Below are 20662 nucleotides of genomic sequence, written 5' to 3'. Positions count from 1 at the left end.
CAGCGGAGCCTGCGGGGCACAGGAACGGGGCGGACGGCGGGAGACACACGTGGCAGGCTGGCAGTTCTGGATCGACCGAGGTGGCACCTTCACGGATGTCGTGGCCCGGCGCCCCGACGGCCGCCTGCTCACGCACAAGCTGCTCTCCGAGCATCCGGCGCGCTACGCCGACCCGGCGGTCTTCGCGATCCGCGAACTCCTGGGCGAGGACGAGAGCGCGGAGTCGGCACCCGGCGATCTGGTCGACTCCGTCCGCATGGGCACCACGGTCGCCACCAACGCCCTCCTGGAGCGCCGCGGCGAGCCGACCGCCCTCGTCATCACACGCGGCTTCCGCGACGCCCTGCGAATCGCCTACCAGAACCGGCCCCGCATCTTCGCCCGCAACATCGAACTGCCCGAACTGCTCCACGAGCGCGTCATCGAGGTGGACGAACGGGTGGACGCCCAGAGTGAGGTGGTCACTCCGCTCGATCTGGACTCCCTCGAAGCCTCGCTGCGCCGGGCCTACGAAGACGGCATTCGTGCCGTGGCCGTCGTCTGCCTGCACAGTCACCTCCACCCGCATCACGAGCGCGAGATCGGCGCCCTCGCCGAGCACGTCGGCTTCCCGCAGATCTCGCTGTCCAGCGAGGTCAGCCCGCTCATGAAGGTCGTGCCACGGGGCGACACGGCCGTCGTCGACGCCTACCTGTCGCCCGTCCTGCGCCGCTACGTGCGCCAGATCGCCGAGCAACTCCCCGACGTACGGCTGATGTTCATGCAGTCCAACGGAGGGCTCACCGAGGCCGGGCAGTTCCGCGGCAAGGACGCCATCCTGTCCGGGCCCGCGGGCGGCATCGTCGGCATGGCCCGGATGTCGGGGCGCGCGGGCTTCGACCGCGTCATCGGCTTCGACATGGGCGGCACCTCCACGGACGTCTCGCACTTCGCGGGCGAGTACGAACGGGTCCTCACCACACAGATCGCCGGAGTGCGGCTGCGCGCACCCATGCTCGACATCCACACCGTCGCGGCGGGTGGCGGCTCCGTGCTGCACTTCGACGGCAGCCGCTACCGGGTCGGACCCGACTCGGCCGGCGCGGTGCCGGGACCGGCCTGCTACCGAGGCGGCGGCCCGCTCACGGTCACCGACGCCAACGTCGCCCTCGGTCGCGTCCAGCCCGCGCACTTTCCCCACGTGTTCGGCCCCGAAGGGGACCAGCCGCTCGACGACGGCCTCGTCCGCGAGCGCTTCGCCGCCCTCGCCACCGAGATCCGCGAAAGGACCGGTGACACGCGTACCCCGGAGCAGGTCGCCGAGGGCTACCTCCAGGTCGCCGTGGCGAACATCGCCAACGCCGTGAAGCGCATCTCGGTGCAGAAGGGCCACGACGTCACCCGCTACGCCCTCACCACCTTCGGGGGCGCCGGTGGCCAGCACGCGTGCAAGGTCGCCGCCGAGCTCGGCATCCGGACGGTCCTCGTACCGCCCATGGCGGGCGTCCTCTCGGCGCTCGGCATCGGGCTCGCCGACACCACGGCCATGCGGGAACAGTCGGTCGAGGCCACCGTCGACGCCTCCTCGATGCCGCACATCCTCAAGACCGCCGACGACCTGGAGAGCGCCGCGCGCGAAGAACTGCGCGCCGAGGACGTCCCGGAGCAACGCATTCGGATCGTGCGCAGGGCTCAGCTCCGCTATGACGGCACGGACACCGCGCTCACCGTGGAACTCGCCGAACCCGACGCCATGACCCGCGCCTTCGAAGAACGTCATCGCGCTCACTACTCCTTCACCCTGGACCGACCACTCGTCGTCGAATCACTCTCCGTAGAAGCCACTGGCCTGACCGATCCCCCCGATCTCTCCCACCTCGCACCCCGCGCCGCCGCCCCGAACACTGCCCCGACAATCGCCCCGACCGTCCGCCTGCACACGGGCGGAACCTGGCGGGACGTACCCCTCCACCACCGGGACCAACTCCCGCCCGGCGCGCCCGTCCAAGGGCCGGCGATCATCGCCGAGGACGGCTCGACGACCGTCGTCGACGACGGATGGCAGGCGGCCCTCGCGGACGACGGTCACCTGCTCATGGAACGGGCGGCGATTACAGAGAGTTCCGATCTCGGCACGGAAATCGATCCGGTTCTGCTCGAGGTCTTCAACAACCTCTTCATGTCGATCGCGGAGCAGATGGGCGCCCGCCTCGAATCGACCTCGCAGTCCGTCAACATCAAGGAACGCCTGGACTTCTCCTGCGCGCTCTTCGATCCCGACGGCAGCCTGGTCGCCAACGCCCCGCACATTCCCGTGCACTTGGGCTCGATGGGCACCAGCGTCAAGGAGGTCATCCGCCGCCGCGGCTCGGCCATGCGGCCCGGCGACACCTACGCCGTCAACGACCCGTACCACGGCGGCACGCACCTGCCCGACGTCACCGTGATCACCCCGGTCTTCGACACGGACAGTGACCGGATCCTGTTCTACGTCGCCTCGCGCGGCCACCACGCCGAGATCGGCGGCATCGCTCCCGGCTCCATGCCCGCGAACAGCCGCACGATCGACGAAGAAGGCGTCCTCTTCGACAACTGGCTGCTCGTGGAGGCCGGCCGGTTCCGTGAGGAGGAGACGCTGCGCCTGCTGACCGAAGCGCCCCACCCCTCCCGCAACCCGCGGACGAACCTCGCCGACCTGCGTGCCCAGATCGCGGCCAACCAGAAGGGCGTCGACGAAGTCGCCCGCATGATCGAGAACTTCGGCCTGGACGTCGTGCTCGCCTACATGAAGCACGTACAGGACAACGCCGAGGAATCCGTGCGACGCGTCATCGACACCCTGGAGGGCGGCGAGTTCAGCTACGAGACCGATTCGGGCGCGGTCATCCGTGTGCGCGTGAGCGTGGACCGCGCACAGCGCAGCGCCACCGTCGACTTCGCCGGCACCTCCGACCAGCTCCCCACGAACTTCAACGCCCCGTTCGCCGTCGTCAACGCCGCCGTCCTGTACGTCTTCCGGACGCTCGTGGACGACGACATCCCGCTCAACGACGGCTGCCTGCGCCCCCTGAACATCGTCGTGCCGCCCGGATCCTTCCTCTCCCCACAGCCGCCCGCCGCGGTCGTCGCCGGCAACGTGGAGACGTCACAGGCCATCACCGGAGCGCTCTACGGAGCCCTGGGCGTGCAGGCCGAGGGCTCCGGCACGATGAACAACGTCACCTTCGGGAACGCGCGCCACCAGTACTACGAGACGGTGGCCTCCGGCTCAGGCGCAGGCGACGGCTTCCCCGGCGCACCCGTCGTACAGACCCACATGACCAACTCGCGGCTCACCGACCCCGAGGTCCTCGAGTGGCGGCTGCCCGTCCTCCTGGAGGAGTTCGCGGTGCGGCGCGGCAGCGGGGGAGCGGGCCGCTGGCCCGGCGGTGACGGTGCCGTGCGGCGCATCCGCTTCCGCGAGCCGATGACCGTCTCCACGCTGACCCAGCACCGCAGGGTGCCGCCCTACGGGATGGCGGGTGGCGCCCCCGGAGCCCTCGGCGCCAACTCCGTGGAGCGCGTGGACGGCACCGTCACCCGCCTCGACGGCAGCGACACGGCCGACGTGGCCCCCGGCGACGTACTCGTCGTCGAAACGCCCGGAGGCGGCGGCTACGGGCCGCCCGGGGCGAGCAGCAGTACCCGAGACAGCGACACCAGCGAAGCAGGAGTGACACAGCCATGATCTTCGGGCGTTCTGAGCGCCGTAAGGCCCCCGTCGAACCCGTGACCCTCAAGATCCTGGTGGCAGGCGGCTTCGGTGTGGGCAAGACGACGCTGGTCGGCGCGGTCAGCGAGATCCGGCCGCTGCGCACGGAGGAACTCCTGACGGAGGCGGGACGCCCCGTGGACGACACCGAGGGCGTGGAACGCAAGAGCACCACTACGGTGGCGATGGACTTCGGTCGGATCACGCTCCGCGAGGACCTCGTGCTCTACCTCTTCGGCACACCGGGCCAGAACCGGTTCTGGTTCCTGTGGGACGAGTTGGCGACCGGCGCGCTGGGAGCCGTCGTCCTCGCGGACACCCGCCGCCTGGAGGACTGCTTCGCCGCGGTCGACTACTTCGAGCGGCGCTCCATACCGTTCATCGTCGGTGTCAACTGCTTCGACGGCGCCGCCCAGCACCCGGCCGACGCGGTCCGCCAGGCGCTCGACCTCGACCCGGACGTCCCCGTGATCCTGTGCGACGCGCGCGACAAGGAGTCGGTGAAGGACGTGCTGATCGGCGTCGTCGGCCATGCCGCGGAAGCCGCCGAGCGCAGGCAGCCCGCGGCGACCTGAGCACGCACAGCGACGGTTCGGGCCCCCGCCGACCGGGGTCCGAACCGCCGCGTACGCGCGCGTGGAGGGCTGTACGTCACCACGCGCGCGGGGACATGGCCTACGCGCCGTCTCCGTCCTCGTGCCAGCCGAAGCTCTTCTCCACCGCCTTGCGCCAGTTGTCGTACTCGCGGTCCCGAACGCCCGCGTCCATCGCGGGAGTCCACTCGACGTCGCGCTGCCAGTGCGCCTTGAGTTCGTCCAGGTCGTTCCACACGCCCGTCGCGAGCCCGGCGGCGTACGCGGCGCCCAGGCACGTCGTCTCGGAGACCCTGGGCCGGATCACCGGTACGCCCAGGACGTCGGCCTGATGCTGCATCAGCAGGTTGTTCTTGGTCATGCCGCCGTCGACCTTCAGGGTCGTGATCTGCACCCCGGAGTCCTGGTACATCGCGTCGACGACCTCACGGGTCTGCCAGCTCGTGGCCTCCAGGACGGCACGCGCCAGGTGCGCCTTGGTGACATACCTGGTGAGGCCGGTCACGACACCGCGCGCATCGGAGCGCCAGTAGGGCGCGAACAGACCGGAGAAGGCGGGCACGATGTAGGCACCGCCGTTGTCGTCCACGCTCGCCGCGAGCGTCTCGATCTCGTCGGCGGTCTTGATGATGCCGAGCTGGTCGCGGAACCACTGCACCAGGGCACCCGTGATCGCGATCGACCCCTCGAGGCAGTAGACGGGCGCCTCGGAGCCGATCTTGTACCCCATGGTGGTGAGCAGGCCGTTCTTCGAAGGCACCGGCCGGTTACCGGTGTTGAGCAGCAGGAAGCTGCCCGTCCCATAGGTGTTCTTCGCGGTGCCGGTGTCATAGCAGGCCTGCCCGAAAACGGCCGCCTGCTGGTCGCCGAGCGCCGAGGCCACTGGCACACCGGCCAGCTGGCCGACGGCCGTGCCGTACACCTCGGCGGACGAACGGATCTCCGGAAGCAGGGACTCCGGGACGTTCATCGCCGACAGGATCGACTGGTCCCACTGGAGCGTCTCCAGGCTCATCAGCATGGTGCGCCCGGCGTTCGTGACGTCGGTGACGTGCACGCCGCCGTCGGTGCCGCCGGTGAGATTCCAGATCAGCCACGAGTCGATCGTGCCGAAGGCGAGTTCCCCGCGCTCGGCCCTGGCCCGCAGGCCCGGCACGTTGTCGAGCAGCCAGGCCGCCTTCGGCCCGGAGAAGTAGCTCGCCAGGGGCAGGCCGGTCGTCTCGCGGAAGCGGTCCTGGCCGTCGGCGCCACCCAGCTCGTTGCAGAGCGCCGAGGTCCGCGTGTCCTGCCACACGATCGCGTTGTGCACGGGTTTGCCGGTGGCCCGGTCCCAAAGAACCGTCGTCTCCCGCTGGTTGGTGATGCCGAGGGCGCTGAGCTGGTCCGCGCGCAGGCCCGCCTTGGCGATCGCTCCCGCGACCACGGCCTGCACCTTGGACCAGATCTCGGTGGCGTCGTGCTCCACCCAGCCCGGCTTCGGGAAGATCTGGCGATGTTCGCGCTGGTCGACGGCGACGATCTCGCCGTCCTGATTGAAGATGATGCAGCGGCTCGACGTGGTGCCCTGGTCGATGGCGGCGACGTACTTCACTGAAGTGTCGGGCATGGCTACCCCTTCGTAAGAAGACGGGCGAGAGCGGTTCTGCGCTTCAGAACGCTGCGTTGTAGATGACCCCCGCCAGCGCGCCGCCGACGAGCGGGCCGATGACCGGGACGAGGGCGTAACCCCAGTCGGACGTCCCCTTGTTGGGGATCGGCAGGAACTGGTGCACGATGCGCGGGCCCAGGTCGCGGGCGGGGTTGATCGCGTAGCCCGTCGGCCCGCCGAGCGACAGGCCGATGCCGACGACCAGGAGCGCCACGATCAGTACCTGGGTGCCGGACTCGCCGAGTCCCTTGGTGAGCCCGAACGCGAGGATGGGCAGCACCAGGCCGATGGTCGCGATGATCTCGGTGATCAGGTTCGCGACCACGTTCCGGATCTCGGGGATCGTCGAGAAGATGCCGAGCGTCGGCGTCGGGCCGTCCTCCGCGGACTCCTCACCCGAAGCGACGTTGGCGTTGAACTGCGCGAGATACACCAGGTAGGCGAGCACGGCGCCGAGCATCGCGCCGACCATCTGGCCGAGCACATAGACCCAGACCTTGTCCCACTTCCCGGTGTCGACCGCGATGCCGATGGTGACCGCGGGGTTGAGGTGACCGCCCGACAGCGGAGCGGCCGTGTAGGCGCCTGCCAGCACGCCGAAGCCCCAGCCGAACGCGATGACGACCCACCCGGAGGCCTTCGCCTTGGAGTGTTTCAGGGTGACAGCGGCGCAGACCCCCGCGCCGAACAGGATCAAGATGCCGGTGCCGATGACCTCACCGATGAAGATGTCTCCGTTGCTCATGGCGGCTCCTAGGCCCTCGCCCGGGGGCAGTGCTCCCCGGTCCTCCGTGCAGGGTGCGTTTCCCATGGCTGGTTCTGAACTACGGCTGCCGTAGGCAGGGAAGTCCCGCGCCCCGCCCGGCATCCGTGACGAGCGCGCCCGCACAGTCGGAACCACATGTGGGGGAGCGGCCCTGACCTGCCACAACCCGGCAGGACAGCGCACCTGGGGCAGGCAGGGCCCCGAGCAGCGGTGGGCCGATTTGCGGCGATGCCGACTGACACCCGGAAGTGTTCACCGGCCTCACTGGAGCGTCAAGGTCGTGGACGGCAACGGTTAACCGGCGGCTGACGCTCCCCTCCGGTGGCGCGCGGCAGCCGTGGCGCGTGCGCCGCGGCGCACGTCGAAACCTTCACGCCCCGCCTGACCGCAGACCCAACTCGCCCCGCTGAGCGTCTTCGCGGCCTTCTTCAGTGGGGCGAGCAGCGCCGCGGCCAGCCGGTGGTCGGGCACGCTGCCGGGCGGGCACACGATCGTGGCCAGCGACAGCGTCACCGCCCTGCCGCCCGCCGACCAGGGAGCGTCGAGCACGGCGGCCGCGAGCGGACCGAGCCGCTCCGGATCGGCCAGGACCAGGAAGTCGTCACCCCCGATGTGCCCCACCCGAACGGCCTCCGACTCCGTGTGCGCGAGGGCCCGTCCCACCGAGCGGATCAGCTCGTCGCCCGCAGCGAACCCGGCACCGTCGTTGACCTGCTTGAACCCGTCGATGTCCAGCCAGCTCAGGGCGAAGCCGCGGCCCTGCGCCACCCAGCGGTCCAGCTCGCCCGTCACGGCGTCCGAACCCGGCAACCGCGTCAGCGGGTTGAGCCCGGCGGCCTCCTCGACCCGGTTCTCGGCGAGCGCCCGTACGAGGTCGGTGAGGCGTACGACGCCGACGCAGCGCCCGCCGTCGTCCACCACGGCGACATCGTCGGCGGTGCGGGCGTGCTCGCCGTCCGCGACCACGTCGAGCACCTCCCAGGCGGTCGCGTCGACGCCCACCGTGCGCGGCCGGTCGCCGAGCCGCGCGGCGGGCCGGTCGGCGTACAGCGCGTGCCCGTAGCGCGTGGACAGGGACAGCAGGAAGCGGTCCCGCTGCACCGACCGCACCGGCACCCCGGCGGCGTCGACGAGCAGCACCCCGGTCACCTCACCCGCCCCGGTGAGCCGGCGCCGCACCTGCTCAGCGGACGCCGCATCGGGCAGCAGAGCCGCGGGCCGCACGAAGTCCCGCACCCGCGGCCCGGCCGGCCGCGACGCGCCGACAGCCGGAGGCAGTTCGGGTACGTACACCTCGGAGATCGGCAGGCGGGACGCCGGGGCGAACAGATTGCCCTGCGCGAGCTGCGCCCCGGCGTCCCGGGCCGCCATGCACTGGGTCTCGGTCTCCACACCCTCAACGGCGAGCAGCGCGCCGATCTCCTCGCACAGTGTCCGCATGGCCCGCACCGTCGCCCCGCGCGACAGCAGCGAGGCGTCGAGCTTGATCAGGTCCGGCGCGAGATCGTCAAGCAGCCGCAGGGGTACGTCGCCGTCGCCCACGCCGTCGGCACAGACCCGGAAGCCCTCCTTGCGCAGCACCGCGACGCCCTCCAGGAGGGCGCGGTGCGGCACGTGCGTGAACGGCGGGCCCACATCCACGGTCACCTCCCACGGCAGGCGGCCCGCATCCTGTACCGCGCGTCGCAGCGCATCAAGGCCGCCCAGGTCGGCGAGCGTGCCGGCGAACACGTTCACGTGCAACGGCAGCAGCGTCTCCCGGCGTGCGGCGTCGCGGATCGCCAACGCGGCGAGGTCACCGTCGAGCTCGGGTTCGCGATGCGCCCGCGCGAGCACATCACCCGACTCGGGGCGCGCGAGTATCTCCAGAGCCGCAGCCGACCCCGTGGCCAGATTGACCACGGGCTGGAACGCGAAGCGGAGGCTGTCCGGCCAGGTGTGCACGCCAGCATGATGGCGTTGCGCGGACGCCCCCAAGGCCGGTTCACACGCTGTTCACGCAGCATTCCCGCACGGCCACGCAGCGTACGCACCCGGCGCTCAGCGCACCGCCACGACCGACGAACCGTGGCCGAACAGGCCCTGGTTGGCGGTGATCCCGGCTCTGGCCCCGGTCACCTGCCGGTCGCCCGCCGCGCCCCGCAACTGCCACGTCAGCTCGCAGACCTGGGCGATCGCCTGGGCCGGAACCGCCTCCCCGAAGGACGCGAGTCCACCGCTGCTGTTCACGGGTATTCGGCCTCCGGGGGCCGTCGCGCCGTCCCGCAGCAGCTTCGCGCCCTCACCCTCGCCGCACAGCCCGAGATCCTCGTACCACTGCAGCTCCAAGGCCGTGGACAGGTCGTAGACCTCCGCCAGGGACAGGTCCTCGGGGCCGATACCCGCCTCTTCGTAGGCGGCCCGGGCGATCGAGGCGCGGAACGTGGGTCCTTCGGCGGCGACTCCGGCGGCCGAGTCCGTGGCGATGTCCGGGAGGTCGAGCACGGTGTTCGGGTACGTCGGAGTCACCGTCGACACGGCTCGGATACGGACGGGATCCGCGGCTCCGTGCCGGCGTGCGAACTCCATGCTGGACAGCACCAGCGCCGCACCGCCGTCCGACGTGGCGCAGATGTCGAGCAGACGCAGCGGATCCGCGACCACGGCGGACGCGGCGACCTCCTCGGCCGTCACCGTCTTGCGGTAGCGCGCGTTCGGGTTCAGCGCGCCGGAGGCGGCGTTCTTCACCTTGACCTGGGCGAAGTCCTCGAGCGTGTCCCCGTGCACGGCCATGCGCCTGCGCGCGTACAGGCCGAAGTACGCCGGGTTGGTCGCCCCGAGCGCACGGAAGCGCAACCAGTCGGGGTCATCGGGCCGGTCGCCGCCGGCGGGCTTGAAGAACCCCTTGGGCGCGGCATCTGCCCCCACCACGAGCACGACGTCCGCGAGTCCCGAAAGGATCTGCGCCCGCGCCGTGTTGACCGCCTGGGCTCCCGAAGCGCAGGCCGCGTAGACGCTGGCCACGCGCGCGCCCTGCCACCCGAGGGCCTTCGCGAACGTCGCTCCCGCCACATAGCCGGGATATCCACCGCGCACCGTGTCCGCGCCGACGATCGAGCCCACGTCGCGCCAGTCGACCCCGGCGTCGGCGAGCGCGGCCCGCGCCGCTGCCACCCCGTACTCGACGAAGCTGCGCCCCCACTTCCCCCAGGGGTGCATGCCCGCGCCGAGAACCGCCACGTCCCCCGTCATGCCGTCACCCCCGTCGGCCGCCAGTGCCATGTCGTCCATGTCGTCCCGGTCTCGTCGTCCCCCTCCTCGTTGAGCACGCCCGGTACGACCTCCACCTCCATGCCGACCGCGAGGTCGGTCACGGAGACGCCAGGAGCCCCCTGGCCGAGCAGGACCAGGCGCTCGGCCTCAAGCTCTACCGCGATCAACGCGTAGGGCTGCCAAGGGAGTTCCCGATCCGACACATATGGTTCCGGTGGCCGGTACCTGGAGTCCGTGTACGACCAGACGCGTCCGCTTCGCGACAGGGGCAGTTCCACCAGCTCACCGCCCGCGCAGGCGGGATTGCGGCACGCCCCGTCCTCGCGCGGAAAGAACACTGACGCACACGCGGAACAGCGCGTGCCCAGCAGGCGGAAGTCATCCCCCTCTCCGCTGAACCAGTCGGCCACGACAGGTGTACGCGTACGCCCCACAGTTCCTCCCCGGCAATGAATCTGACGGAACGTCAGAAGTGTGCCATGGGGAACCCAATGACGTCAGGGGTCCCGCAGAACCGTCCGCGTCCTCCCGGCGTCCGTGACCGGTGAGGGCGCGACCGGGGCCCACGGGGGAGCTTCCGGTCGCGCCCGCCACGTCACCGCCCCGTCAGCGAACGTTTGGAGACCGGGAAGTCGAAGTACGTGTCCGGGTAGAGCTCGGGCTTGTACGTGAAGTGCCACCACTCCTCAGGAAGATTGACGAACCCCTGCGCGCCGAGCGCGTTCCGCAGCAGGTCCCGGTTGGTCCGCTGCACGCCCTGGACGCGCGGATCGTCCGTGTGCGAGAGCGTGTCGAAGCAGTCGAACCCGGTCCCCATGTCCAGCGAGTTGTCGGGGAAGCGCTCCGCCTTCGGCCCGTAGCAGGGCGTGAGCTTCTCCCCGGGCACGTAGGGGCGCGTGGGCTGCGCGGGCAACCTAACGATGGTCAGATCCAGGGTGGAGCCACGGCTGTGGCCCGACTTCTCCGCGATGTAGCCGTCTGTGAACAGGCGCGTCTTGTCGACGCGCGGGTAGAACTCCGTCTTCATCTTCTGGTCGTCGAGGTCCTTCGCCCAGCGGACGAAGTGGTCGACCGCGCGCTGCGGGCGGTAACAGTCGTACACCTTCAGGGAGTAGCCCTTCTTCAGGAGGCCGATCTGTGCCCTGTGGAGCGCCTGCGCGGCAGGTCTGGTGAGGAGGCACATGGGCTTCTTGTAGCCGTCGACCGGCTCGCCCACGAAGTCGTGCTCTGTGTAGTAGCGCATTTCCTGGATGACCGTGGGGTCGACGTCATGGAGTGCCACGAAACCCTTGGGCGCCTTGGGATCGGGCTTCGCTTGGGCAGCTGAAGGCGCGGCGGCCACGCCGAGCAGCGCGGCGGCGGTCAGGGCGGCGAGTTTCCGCAGAGCGGTGCAGGCTCGATTCATGGATCAGCGTCTATCAGGAGCCGGGTCCACCGGGGAAGACCGCGGCCGAGTGATCGGATACAGTCCGCGCCGTGCCCGCATCAACCCACTCCCCGGTCAACCCCGTTCCGGATTCCCACTGTTCGAGCTGTGGGGCCGCCTACGAGGCCGAGGTACACCGCTGGCCCCGCACCTGCCGGGCCTGTGACTCCGTCGCCTATCGCAACCCGCTCCCGGTGGCCATCGCCCTGCAGCCGGTGTACGACACGGTGGGCACCGCCCTCGTCGCGATCACGCGCACCATCGCCCCCGCGCGCGGGGAGCCCGCCCTTCCCGGCGGCTTCATCGACGACCGGGAGGACTGGCGGCGAGCCGTCGTCCGTGAACTCCAGGAAGAGACGGGCATCGCCGCCGCGGCGCGCGACGTACGCCTCGTGGACGCCATGAGCGCCCCGGACGGTCACCTCCTGCTCTTCGGCCTCCTGCCCGAACGCCCGGCGGGACTCCTGCCCACCAGCGCGGCCACGGACGAGACGGACGGCTGGCACCTCCTGCGCCGCCCGACCGAACTGGCGTTTCCTCTCCACACGTTGGCGGCGAAAGCCTGGTTCGAGGGCCGCTACCTGTAGGTGCCAGGCCCCTGTGAGCGTCCAGCGCCACCCTCCGCCGAAAGGCGCTCACAGGCCGCGCACACGCACCGGGTACCGCGGTTCGACCTCGCCGTCCTCCCCGTCCGCCTCGACGACCACACGCCCCTGGCTCCAGCGCACCCGGAACCGCTCGATCTGCGGCTCCTCCCAGCCGTCCCCGACGCCGCGCGCCGCGTAGCCGCCTCCCGTACGTCCCGGCGCCGGCGCCCACCCCTCCAGGACGACGCCCCCGCCCGGATCGCGTACAGGAAGCACCGACCCGCCACGCGCGAGCACCGGAATACGCGACAAAGGGGCGTCCACCGTGACCTGCCCGGGCCCTTCGAAGGCTTGGCCGGTCACCGTGTCGTACCAGCGCCCAGGCGGCAGCTGAACGGTGCGGCGGTCGGCTCCCTGCTCCAGAACGGGGGCGACCAACAGGCAGTCACCCAACAAGAAGGCGTCCTCACAGTCACGCAAAGCCCGGTCCTCCGGAGCACCCCACCACAGAGGCCGCACATACGGGGCGCCGGTACGCCGGGCGAGAAGCGCGAGGGTCATGAAGTACGGAGAGAGGCGACGCCGCTCCTCCAGCGCCACGCGTGCGTGCGCGAGCACCTCCTCGCCGAACATCCAGGGCTCGCGCCGACCCGCCCGCCGCACCGAATGCGTACGGAACAGCGGCATATGGGCGCCCAACTGGAACCAGCGCAGGAACAGTTCAGGTGACGGCTCCCCGTCGAGACCGCCCACATCAGGTCCGGAGTAAGGCACCCCGCACAACCCGAGCCCCATCACCAACGAGAGCGAGGAGCGAAGGCCGTCCCACCCGGTGGCGACATCACCGGACCACGTCCCTCCGTAGCGCTGCAAACCCACCCAGCCGGACCGGGAGAGCAGGAAGGGCCGTTCCTGCGGCTGCAGTTCGCGCAGCCCCTCGTAGCCGGCCCGTGCCATGCACAGCGCGTACACGTTGTGCGCCTCCCGATGGTCGCCGCCCCGCCCCTCGACCGCGTGACGTGACGAACGCGGAAGCGTGCGCCTGCTGATGGCGGCGAAGGGCACCGGCTCGCTCATGTCGTGACAGAAACCCGAGAAGCCCTGCGCGAGACGCTCCTCGTACAGGCCGCCCCACCACTTGCGCACCCGCTCCGCCGTGAAGTCCGGATACACCGACTCACCCGGCCCCACGACCCCGCGCACGGTCCGGCCCGCAGCGTCGCGCACAAAAGCGTCGATCGCCTGCCCTCCGTCGTACAGGGCATTGCCGCCCTGCGCCTTGACCGCCGGGTCCACCATCGACACCAGCCGAACGCCCTCGGCACGCAACTGTTCGGCCAGCCGGGGCAAGGACGGAAACCGCTCACGATCCACGGTGAAGCCCTGCCCCAGCGTGGAGTGACCGATGTCCAGATGGACGGCCTCCAGGGGCAGATCACGCTCCCTGTAGCCCGCGACGACGCCACGCACCTCCTGCTCGCTCCCGGACCCCGAACTCGCGTGCTGGTGACCCAGCGCCCAACCCGGCGGCACGGTCGGAGCACCGGTCAGCTGGGACCAGACGTGGAGCACGCGCGCGGGCGTCCCCACCACCACCCAACAGCGCAACGGGCCGCCCTCCATGCGCAATTCGGACGTCCCGGCACAGTCATGCCCGGAGCCCGCACCCTCGCTGCCCTCACGAAGGCTGACGGCGCCGTCCCACGTGTTGTCGTGGAACACCAGATGCGTCCCCGCATCCGCGACCACCACCTGCACCGGCATCGTGAGCGACAACGGATCGTCCTGCCGGCCGGACGGGCCACCGGGATCCCTGTTCCACAACCGGTACGTCGCGTCCCGCAGCCGCGGGCCCGACACGCGGCCTCCAAGGCCGAAGAAGCGCGCATCGGCGGAGACCTCGGTCCGCTGCGCCCAGCGTGCCTCACCGCCCCCCTCGGGCTCCCACCACCGGGGCGGCAGCTCACGGCGCAGCAACACCCCACCCGGCGTGCGCACCTCCAGAGCGCCGTGCCGCGAGACCACGACAGTCACCCGCTCGGAGACCACCCGCCAGCCACCGTCCTTGTCCGGCTCGAGCACCGCCCGCGGGTCCGCCTCCGGGCAGAGCCCGGCCAGCGCGTACGAGGGCTCGGGTTCGGCCCCGTCCCAGCCCCAGAAGAGGGCACCGCTCACGGTGACGGTGATACGCAACCGGGACCGCGTGAACCTCACCAGACCGCCGCCCGGTTCGGGCGTCGCACCGACCACGGAGCCCGGGACCCGGGCCCGCTCCACGCCCCGCCGGGGGAGGCCCACGGAGTCCGCGCGACGGTGCCGCCACGACGCCCGAACGGAGCGCAGCCCATGAGCCGACCCCACGGACGAGACCGCCTTCGCCAAGCGCACCAGGTCACGACCATCCATGCTGCTCACCCTGCCACCGAGGCGTACGCGTGCGTGCCACGTTCAACTGCCGTTCATCCGTGGTGCCGGCACATCTTCGCGAGGCCGACTATGTGGGATACGCCCTGGTGCCGAAGTCGATCACGTGGCATCGTCCAGTGAGCCGCGTCAGGCGCACACTCCGCAGTGCGCGCCGAGAACGCACACGCCGCACACGCACTTCCTGGAGCCGCATCATGCCCACCGTGAACCCGTCACCGCTCTGGCAGCCCAACCGGCAGCAGATCGCCGACGCGCAGATCACACGGTTCCAGGCCTGGGCGGCCGAACAGCACGGCGCGCCCGCCGCAGGCGGCTACGAGGCGCTGCACCACTGGTCGGTCACCGAACTCGAAACCTTCTGGAAGGCCGTCACCGAGTGGTTCGACGTGCGCTTCACGCACCCGTACGCGCGCGTACTCGGCAGCCGTGACATGCCCGGCGCCGAGTGGTTCCCCGGAGCCACGCTCAACTACGCCGCGCATGCCCTGCGCACAGCGGACGACCCTGCGCGCGCGGACACCCCCGCGATCCTCCACGTCGACGAGACACACGAACCCCGCCCCGTCACCTGGTCCGAACTGCGTGGCCAGGTCGGCTCACTGGCCGCGGAACTGCGCGCCCTCGGAGTGCGCCCCGGCGACCGCGTCAGCGGCTATCTGCCGAACATCCCCGAGGCCGCCGCCGCTCTCCTCGCCACGGCGGCCGTCGGAGCGGTGTGGACGTCCTGCGCCCCCGACTTCGGCGCACGCAGCGTCCTGGACCGTTTCCAGCAGGTGGAACCCGTGGTCCTGTTCACGGTCGACGGCTACCGCTACGGCGGCAAGGAGCACGACCGCCGCGCCACCGTGCAGGAACTCCGCGACGAACTGCCCTCCCTGCGCGCGGTGGTGCACATCCCGCTCCTCGGCACCGAGGCACCCGAAGGCGCCCTGGAATGGTCGGCCCTCACCTCCGCGGACGTCACACCCGTCTACGAAGAGGTGACTTTCGACCATCCGTTGTGGGTGCTCTACTCCTCCGGCACGACAGGCCTGCCCAAGGCCATCGTGCAGTCGCAGGGCGGCATCCTCGTCGAGCACCTCAAGCAGATCGGCCTGCACTGCGACCTCGGCCCCGACGACCGCTTCTTCTGGTACACGTCCACGGGCTGGATGATGTGGAACTTCCTCGTCGGCGGCCTGCTCACCGGCACCACGATCGTCACCTACGACGGCAGCCCCGGGTACCCCGGGACCGGCGCCCAGTGGGCGATCGCAGAACGCACGGGCGCGACCCTCTTCGGCACCTCCGCCGCGTACGTCATGGCCTGCCGCAAAGCCGACGTGCACCCCGCACGCGACCACGACCTCTCCCGCGTCAAGTGCGTCGCCACCACGGGCTCCCCGCTCCCGCCTGACGGCTTCCGCTGGCTCCACGACGAAGTGCGGGACGACCTGTGGATCGCCTCCGTCAGCGGCGGCACCGACGTCTGCTCCTGTTTCGCCGGAGCCGTGCCGACGCTCCCCGTCCACATCGGCGAACTCCAGGCGCCCGGCCTCGGCACGGACCTCCAGGCCTGGGGCCCCGCCGGCGCCCCCCTGACCGACGAGGTCGGCGAACTCGTCGTCACCAACCCGATGCCGTCCATGCCGATCCGCTTCTGGAACGACCCCGACGGCGCCAGGTACCACGACAGCTACTTCGACACCTACCCCGGAGTCTGGCGCCACGGCGACTGGATCACGCTGACCTCGCACGGCTCCGTCGTCATCCACGGCCGCTCCGACTCCACCCTCAACCGCCAGGGCGTCCGGATGGGATCGGCCGACATCTACGAGGCCGTGGAGCGCCTCCCCGAGATCCGCGAATCCCTCGTCATCGGCCTGGAACAGCCCGACGGCGGCTATTGGATGCCCCTCTTCGTCCACCTCGCGCCGGGCGCCGTCCTCGACGACGCGCTCCGCTCCCGCATCAAGCAGATCATCCGCGAACAGCTCTCGCCGCGCCACGTGCCCGACGAGATCATCGAAGCCCCCGGCGTCCCGCACACCCTCACCGGCAAGCGCATCGAGGTGCCCGTCAAGCGCCTGCTCTCGGGCACACCGCTGGAGAAGGCGGTCAACCCCGGCTCCATCGACAACCTCGATCTCCTCAAGTTCTACGAGGAGATCGCCCGCAAGCGAGCCTGACCGACCGCCCGAGAACCGGACGGTTCGCCGTCACCGAACGTGGGATTGTCAGTGCCTGTGATTACTCTGAGTGAGCATCGTTCAAGCGCACTCAGGGGGAATCATGGGGCACACCCAACACAGCCGGACGACCAGCATGCGGCGCGGCCTGCGCCGTGAAGTGGTGGGAACCATCGGCCTGTTGGCCGACGAGCGGGACTTCGAGGCGATGCGGCTCTACCGCAGCTTCACCTTCGACGACCACACGACGTACATGCGCCAAGTGGAAGGGCTGCTCAAATCCCAGGCCGCGGCCGGCGGATACACCACGGTCACGCTCTTCGACCCGGCCGAGTTCACGGACTACTGCAGGGCGGAGGGGCTGGACCCGGACAGCGTGGTCAGCCGTACACGATTCACCGCGGAACTCGCCGCGTCGGGCCCGGTGATCGCCTACCAGGGGCAGCCCATGGCCGACCTCGTCCCCGAGCTCGTGGAAGAGGCCGTACGCCACGCGACCTGGGAGTTCGCGACGTCCGTCCTGTCCCAGACAGGGGCATGCGCCGTGTGCGGGCAGGAGGTGGGCCGCATGGCCTTCGCCAGGGCCTCCTATCTGGTCTCCCGAGTGATCGACGCACTCGGCGAGGGAGCCCACCACTGGGTGTGCAGCGTGCTCACCGACAGGGAGTCCCTGCATGCCGTCCTGCACGTGGACGCTACGGAACCCGACACGGTCAAGGTCGATGAGGCCGCGGCCATGGAGGTCACGGCCGTACTGGCGCTGGCGATCGTCAGCCGACGCGCGTGTGCGGTCATCGTGCGCAGCTCGGTCACCGGCAAGGAAGACCGCGTCTGCGGCTGGCACCTGAAGGACGAGGGGTTCCAACCGATCCCCGGAGGACGGGTCTTCGACGCCTACTGCACCGACGCGGACTCCGGCGACCTGTCCGCACCGGAACCCGGCGTGAACTACTGCACCGCACCAGAGGTGGACGACACGAACCCGGAAGGGAAACATCTGCACTGATCCCTGACTGATCCCTGCGGACAAGCGCGAAGGGCGCCCCGCCCAAAGGCGGGGCGCCCTCCAAAGGCACCGGTCGTGCTCGGTTACTCGCCGGACAGCACGGCCTGCGCGGCGTTGCGCGCTTCCTCCGCCGACTCCGCGGCACGTGCGGCAGCGGCAGCGCGCTCGCACTGGGCCAGCGTGTACTTGCCGAGCGTCGCCCGCACGTACGGAATCGAAGCGGCGCCCATGGAGAGGGAGGTGACACCCAGACCGGTCAGGACGCACGCGAGCAGCGGGTCGGACGCGGCCTCGCCGCAGACGCCACAGCTCTTGCCCTCGGCCTTGGCCGCCTCGGCGGACAGCGAGACCAGGTCGAGCAGCGCGGGCTGCCACGGGTCCTGCAGACGCGACACGGCGCCGACCTGACGGTCCGCGGCGAACGTGTACTGGGCCAGGTCGTTGGTGCCGAGCGACAGGAACTCGACCTCCTGCAATACCGACCGGGCACGGAGCGCGGCGGACGGAATCTCCACCATCGCGCCGAACTTCGCCTGCAGACCGGCCGCACGGCAGGCATCGGCGAACGCCTTGGCGTCGGCGCGGTCGGCCACCATCGGCGCCATGACCTCAAGGTAGACCGGGAGCCCTTCGGAAGCCTTCGCCAGCGCGGTGAGCTGCGTGCGCAGCACCTCCGGGTGGTCGAGCAGCGTCCGCAGACCGCGCACGCCCAGAGCCGGGTTGGGCTCGTCGCCGGGCGTCAGGAAGTCCAGAGGCTTGTCGGCGCCGGCGTCGAGCACCCGCACCACGACACGGCCCTCGGGGAACGCCTCGAGCACCTGCCGGTACGCCTCGACCTGCTTCTCCTCGGACGGAGCGTTCTTGCTGTCGTCCAGGAAGAGGAACTCGGTACGGAAGAGACCGACACCCTCGGCCCCCGCCTCAACCGCCGCGGGCACGTCCGCCGGGCCGCCGATGTTGGCGAGCAGCGGCACCTTGTGCCCATCAGAGGTGGCACCGGGACCGGTCGAAGAGGCCAGCGCGGCCTTGCGCTCGGCGGCAGCGGCCTCCATCGCGGCCCGCTTCTCCGCACTGGGGTCCACGAAGATCTCACCGGTGCTGCCGTCGACGGCGACCACGGCACCCTCGGCGAGCTCGCCGGCACCGGGAAGCGCCACCACGGCCGGCACACCGAGGGCACGGGCCAGGATCGCGCTGTGGCTGGTCGGCCCGCCCTCTTCGGTGACGAAACCGAGCACGAGTGCGGGGTCCAGGAGCGCGGTGTCGGCGGGCGCAAGGTCACGGGCGATGAGCACGTAGGGCTTGTCGCTGTCCGGAACGCCGGGCATGGGCACGCCGAGGAGCCGGGCCACGATGCGGTTCCGCACGTCGTCGAGGTCCGCGACGCGGCCCGCCATGTACTCACCGGCGCCGGCGAGGAGCTCGCGATAGTGCGAGAACGCGTCATAGATGCCGCGCTCGGCCGTGCTCCCGACGGCGACACGACGGTCCACGTCGGCCATCAGCTCGGGGTCCTGGGCGATCATGGCCTGAGCCTCGAGCACCGCCTGGGCCTCGCCACCGGCCAGATTGCCGCGTGCCATCAGGTCGGCGGCGACAGCTTCGACGGCCTGGCGGGCGCGCCCCTGTTCGCGCTCTGCATCCTCAGCCGGAATCTGCTTGGCCGGCGGCTCCAGCACCGCCGTACCCATGTGCCGAACCTCGCCGATCGCCACACCGTGGCTCACGCCGACGCCTCGCAGCGTTGTCTCCATCTCACCCGTCTCCGATAGTGCGGCGAGCGCTGCCGCCGCGTTGGTTTGCTGCCGACCGTCAGTGACGGAGTACGTCACTTCCAGCCGAAGAGCGCGTCGCCGACCTTGATGTCGCCGTCCTCGACGACACCGGAAAGGGACTCGGCCGTGGCCTCGAGGGCGACGACCGGGCAGATCGGCGACTTGCCGGCGGCCTCGACGGCAGCCGGGTCCCAGCGGACCACGGCCTGCCCGCGCTGCACAGTGTCGCCCTTGTTGACGAGCAGCTCGAAGCCTTCGCCGTTGAGCTGGACGGTGTCGATGCCCAGGTGCGTCAGCACACCATGGCCTTCCTCATCCACGACGACGAAAGCGTGCGGGTGAAGGGACACCACGATGCCGTCCACCGGCGACACGGCGTCGGACGCCTCGCGCGCGGGGTCAATGGCGGAGCCGGGGCCGACCATCGCACCGGAGAACACCGGGTCAGGAACGGCGGAGAGCCCGATGGCGCGTCCGGTGAGCGGGGACGTCACACTGGTCATGGCAAGCCTCCCAGAGGGCGGAGATTCAGGGTCGCCGTCACTGCCTGTCCTGGACGGCGTACTGTTCAGAAGCGTAAGTCATAAAAAGTCCCGGTTCCCTACGAGAGGTACCGGTTGGCAGCCGTAGGGGCCGCGGGCAAACGATTTGCGCCGAAGCTCGGGCCCGATGTACTGTCGTACCTCTGCCAGGGAGGGAAGCGACGCCATCGAGCGTCCAACACCCGGGCAGCATCTATCAAGTCCTAAGTTGCATTGCGAACCGTAATTCTGCATGTCTGCAGAGGCGTGGCAAGCGGGCCGGAAAAAGACTGATAGTGTTTGACCTCGCCGAAAGGGCCGCGAAAGCGAACTCCCCTTAAGGTGGGCGTCAATCCGAGGAAATCGGCCGGTGAAACGGTCTGATAGAGTCGGAAACGCAAGAACAGCAAGACCGAAGGGAAGCGCCCGGAGGAAAGCCCGAGAGGGTGAGTACAAAGGCAGCGTCCGTTCCTTGAGAACTCAACAGCGTGCCAAAAATCAACGCCAAATTTTGTTGATACCCCGTCTCCGGCCATTCGGTCGGGACGAGGTTCCTTTGAAAAGTCCTGCCGTTCCTTCGGGTTCGGTGGGCAACACAGCGAGGACGCTGTGAACGGTCGGATTATTCCTCCGACTGTTCCGCTCTCGTGGTGTCACCCCGATTACGGGGAAACATTCACGGAGAGTTTGATCCTGGCTCAGGACGAACGCTGGCGGCGTGCTTAACACATGCAAGTCGAACGATGAAGCCCTTCGGGGTGGA

At 70.1% G+C, this 20662-nt stretch carries 14 protein-coding genes and 1 rRNA gene; 6 read left to right on the top strand and 9 right to left on the bottom strand.

Going from position 1 to position 20662, the window contains the following annotated elements; translation table 11 throughout:
* Positions 1–49: 49 nt before the first annotated feature.
* Both ACFYWS_RS21490 and ACFYWS_RS21485 read left to right on the top strand, forming a co-directional pair.
* Positions 50–3706 (top strand): hydantoinase B/oxoprolinase family protein, encoded by a 3657-nt coding sequence (locus tag ACFYWS_RS21490; RefSeq protein ID WP_389278922.1) that lies wholly within the window; start codon positions 50–52, stop codon positions 3704–3706.
* Positions 3703–4305: an ATP/GTP-binding protein gene (locus tag ACFYWS_RS21485; protein WP_389278920.1), complete on the top strand. Its 603-nt coding sequence runs from the start codon at positions 3703–3705 to the stop codon at positions 4303–4305. The genes ACFYWS_RS21490 and ACFYWS_RS21485 overlap by 4 nt, the downstream gene beginning before the upstream one ends.
* Before the next feature lie 100 nt (positions 4306–4405).
* Here ACFYWS_RS21485 and glpK read toward each other — a convergent pair whose 3' ends face one another.
* The 6 genes from glpK to ACFYWS_RS21455 all read right to left on the bottom strand — a co-directional run bounded on the left by glpK (position 4406) and on the right by ACFYWS_RS21455 (position 11394).
* Positions 4406–5929, bottom strand: coding sequence for a glycerol kinase GlpK (glpK, locus tag ACFYWS_RS21480; RefSeq protein ID WP_389278917.1), 1524 nt, complete (start codon positions 5927–5929; stop codon positions 4406–4408).
* A gap of 43 nt (positions 5930–5972) precedes the next feature.
* Positions 5973–6716, bottom strand: a complete 744-nt coding sequence (locus tag ACFYWS_RS21475; RefSeq protein ID WP_389278914.1) for an MIP/aquaporin family protein — start codon at positions 6714–6716, stop codon at positions 5973–5975.
* Between the two features lie 315 nt (positions 6717–7031).
* On the bottom strand, positions 7032–8681 hold the full coding sequence (locus ACFYWS_RS21470) for an EAL domain-containing protein (protein ID WP_389278911.1): 1650 nt from the start codon (positions 8679–8681) through the stop codon (positions 7032–7034).
* 96 nt (positions 8682–8777) lie between these two features.
* The gene (locus ACFYWS_RS21465) at positions 8778–9968 is read right to left on the bottom strand and encodes a lipid-transfer protein (protein ID WP_389279794.1); all 1191 of its coding nucleotides are present in this window, start codon (positions 9966–9968) and stop codon (positions 8778–8780) included.
* The gene (locus tag ACFYWS_RS21460) at positions 9965–10423 is read right to left on the bottom strand and encodes a Zn-ribbon domain-containing OB-fold protein (protein ID WP_389278909.1); all 459 of its coding nucleotides are present in this window, start codon (positions 10421–10423) and stop codon (positions 9965–9967) included. The genes ACFYWS_RS21465 and ACFYWS_RS21460 overlap by 4 nt, the downstream gene beginning before the upstream one ends.
* A gap of 161 nt (positions 10424–10584) precedes the next feature.
* The gene (locus ACFYWS_RS21455) at positions 10585–11394 is read right to left on the bottom strand and encodes a M15 family metallopeptidase (RefSeq protein ID WP_389278907.1); all 810 of its coding nucleotides are present in this window, start codon (positions 11392–11394) and stop codon (positions 10585–10587) included.
* A gap of 71 nt (positions 11395–11465) precedes the next feature.
* Between ACFYWS_RS21455 and ACFYWS_RS21450 the strand changes: the two genes are divergently transcribed.
* On the top strand, positions 11466–12002 hold the full coding sequence (locus ACFYWS_RS21450; RefSeq protein ID WP_389278904.1) for an NUDIX domain-containing protein: 537 nt from the start codon (positions 11466–11468) through the stop codon (positions 12000–12002).
* Between the two features lie 48 nt (positions 12003–12050).
* Here ACFYWS_RS21450 and ACFYWS_RS21445 read toward each other — a convergent pair whose 3' ends face one another.
* Positions 12051–14408 (bottom strand): glycoside hydrolase family 31 protein, encoded by a 2358-nt coding sequence (locus ACFYWS_RS21445; protein ID WP_389278901.1) that lies wholly within the window; start codon positions 14406–14408, stop codon positions 12051–12053.
* A 215-nt stretch (positions 14409–14623) separates the two neighbouring features.
* On the opposite strand from ACFYWS_RS21445, the gene ACFYWS_RS21440 reads away from it, so the two are divergent.
* The gene (locus ACFYWS_RS21440) at positions 14624–16597 is read left to right on the top strand and encodes an acetoacetate--CoA ligase (RefSeq protein ID WP_389278898.1); all 1974 of its coding nucleotides are present in this window, start codon (positions 14624–14626) and stop codon (positions 16595–16597) included.
* Between the two features lie 103 nt (positions 16598–16700).
* Positions 16701–17603 carry a hypothetical protein gene (locus ACFYWS_RS21435; RefSeq protein WP_389278895.1) on the top strand — a complete coding sequence of 301 codons (903 nt, stop codon included), beginning with the start codon at positions 16701–16703 and terminating at the stop codon, positions 17601–17603.
* An 83-nt stretch (positions 17604–17686) separates the two neighbouring features.
* On the opposite strand, the gene ptsP is transcribed toward ACFYWS_RS21435, so the two are convergent.
* On the bottom strand, positions 17687–19357 hold the full coding sequence (gene ptsP / locus ACFYWS_RS21430) for a phosphoenolpyruvate--protein phosphotransferase (protein ID WP_389278892.1): 1671 nt from the start codon (positions 19355–19357) through the stop codon (positions 17687–17689).
* A gap of 74 nt (positions 19358–19431) precedes the next feature.
* A complete protein-coding gene (locus ACFYWS_RS21425; protein WP_389278889.1) occupies positions 19432–19881 on the bottom strand; it encodes a PTS glucose transporter subunit IIA in 450 nt (149 codons plus the stop codon).
* 693 nt (positions 19882–20574) lie between these two features.
* Here ACFYWS_RS21425 and ACFYWS_RS21420 point away from each other — a divergent pair.
* Positions 20575–20662, top strand: a 16S ribosomal RNA gene (locus ACFYWS_RS21420); the annotation flags it as partial.

Source organism: Streptomyces sp. NPDC002795 (assembly GCF_042888725.1).
In the GTDB taxonomy this organism is placed as follows: Bacteria; Actinomycetota; Actinomycetes; order Streptomycetales; family Streptomycetaceae; genus Streptomyces.
The sequence above is the reverse complement of the archived record's forward strand: the minus strand, read 5'-3'. Positions and strand labels throughout refer to the sequence as shown.

Excerpts from the sequence above, each read along its gene's own strand:
- ACFYWS_RS21485 (WP_389278920.1), top strand. The coding sequence starts at position 3,703 with ATGATCTTCGGGCGTTCTGAGCGCCGTAAGGCCCCCGTCGAACCCGTG.
- glpK (WP_389278917.1), bottom strand. The coding sequence starts at position 5,929 with ATGCCCGACACTTCAGTGAAGTACGTCGCCGCCATCGACCAGGGCACC.
- ACFYWS_RS21475 (WP_389278914.1), bottom strand. The coding sequence starts at position 6,716 with ATGAGCAACGGAGACATCTTCATCGGTGAGGTCATCGGCACCGGCATC.
- ACFYWS_RS21465 (WP_389279794.1), bottom strand. The coding sequence starts at position 9,968 with ATGACGGGGGACGTGGCGGTTCTCGGCGCGGGCATGCACCCCTGGGGG.
- ACFYWS_RS21455 (WP_389278907.1), bottom strand. The coding sequence starts at position 11,394 with ATGAATCGAGCCTGCACCGCTCTGCGGAAACTCGCCGCCCTGACCGCC.
- ACFYWS_RS21445 (WP_389278901.1), bottom strand. The coding sequence starts at position 14,408 with ATGGATGGTCGTGACCTGGTGCGCTTGGCGAAGGCGGTCTCGTCCGTG.
- ACFYWS_RS21440 (WP_389278898.1), top strand. The coding sequence starts at position 14,624 with ATGCCCACCGTGAACCCGTCACCGCTCTGGCAGCCCAACCGGCAGCAG.
- ACFYWS_RS21435 (WP_389278895.1), top strand. The coding sequence starts at position 16,701 with ATGGGGCACACCCAACACAGCCGGACGACCAGCATGCGGCGCGGCCTG.
- ptsP (WP_389278892.1), bottom strand. The coding sequence starts at position 19,357 with ATGGAGACAACGCTGCGAGGCGTCGGCGTGAGCCACGGTGTGGCGATC.
- ACFYWS_RS21425 (WP_389278889.1), bottom strand. The coding sequence starts at position 19,881 with ATGACCAGTGTGACGTCCCCGCTCACCGGACGCGCCATCGGGCTCTCC.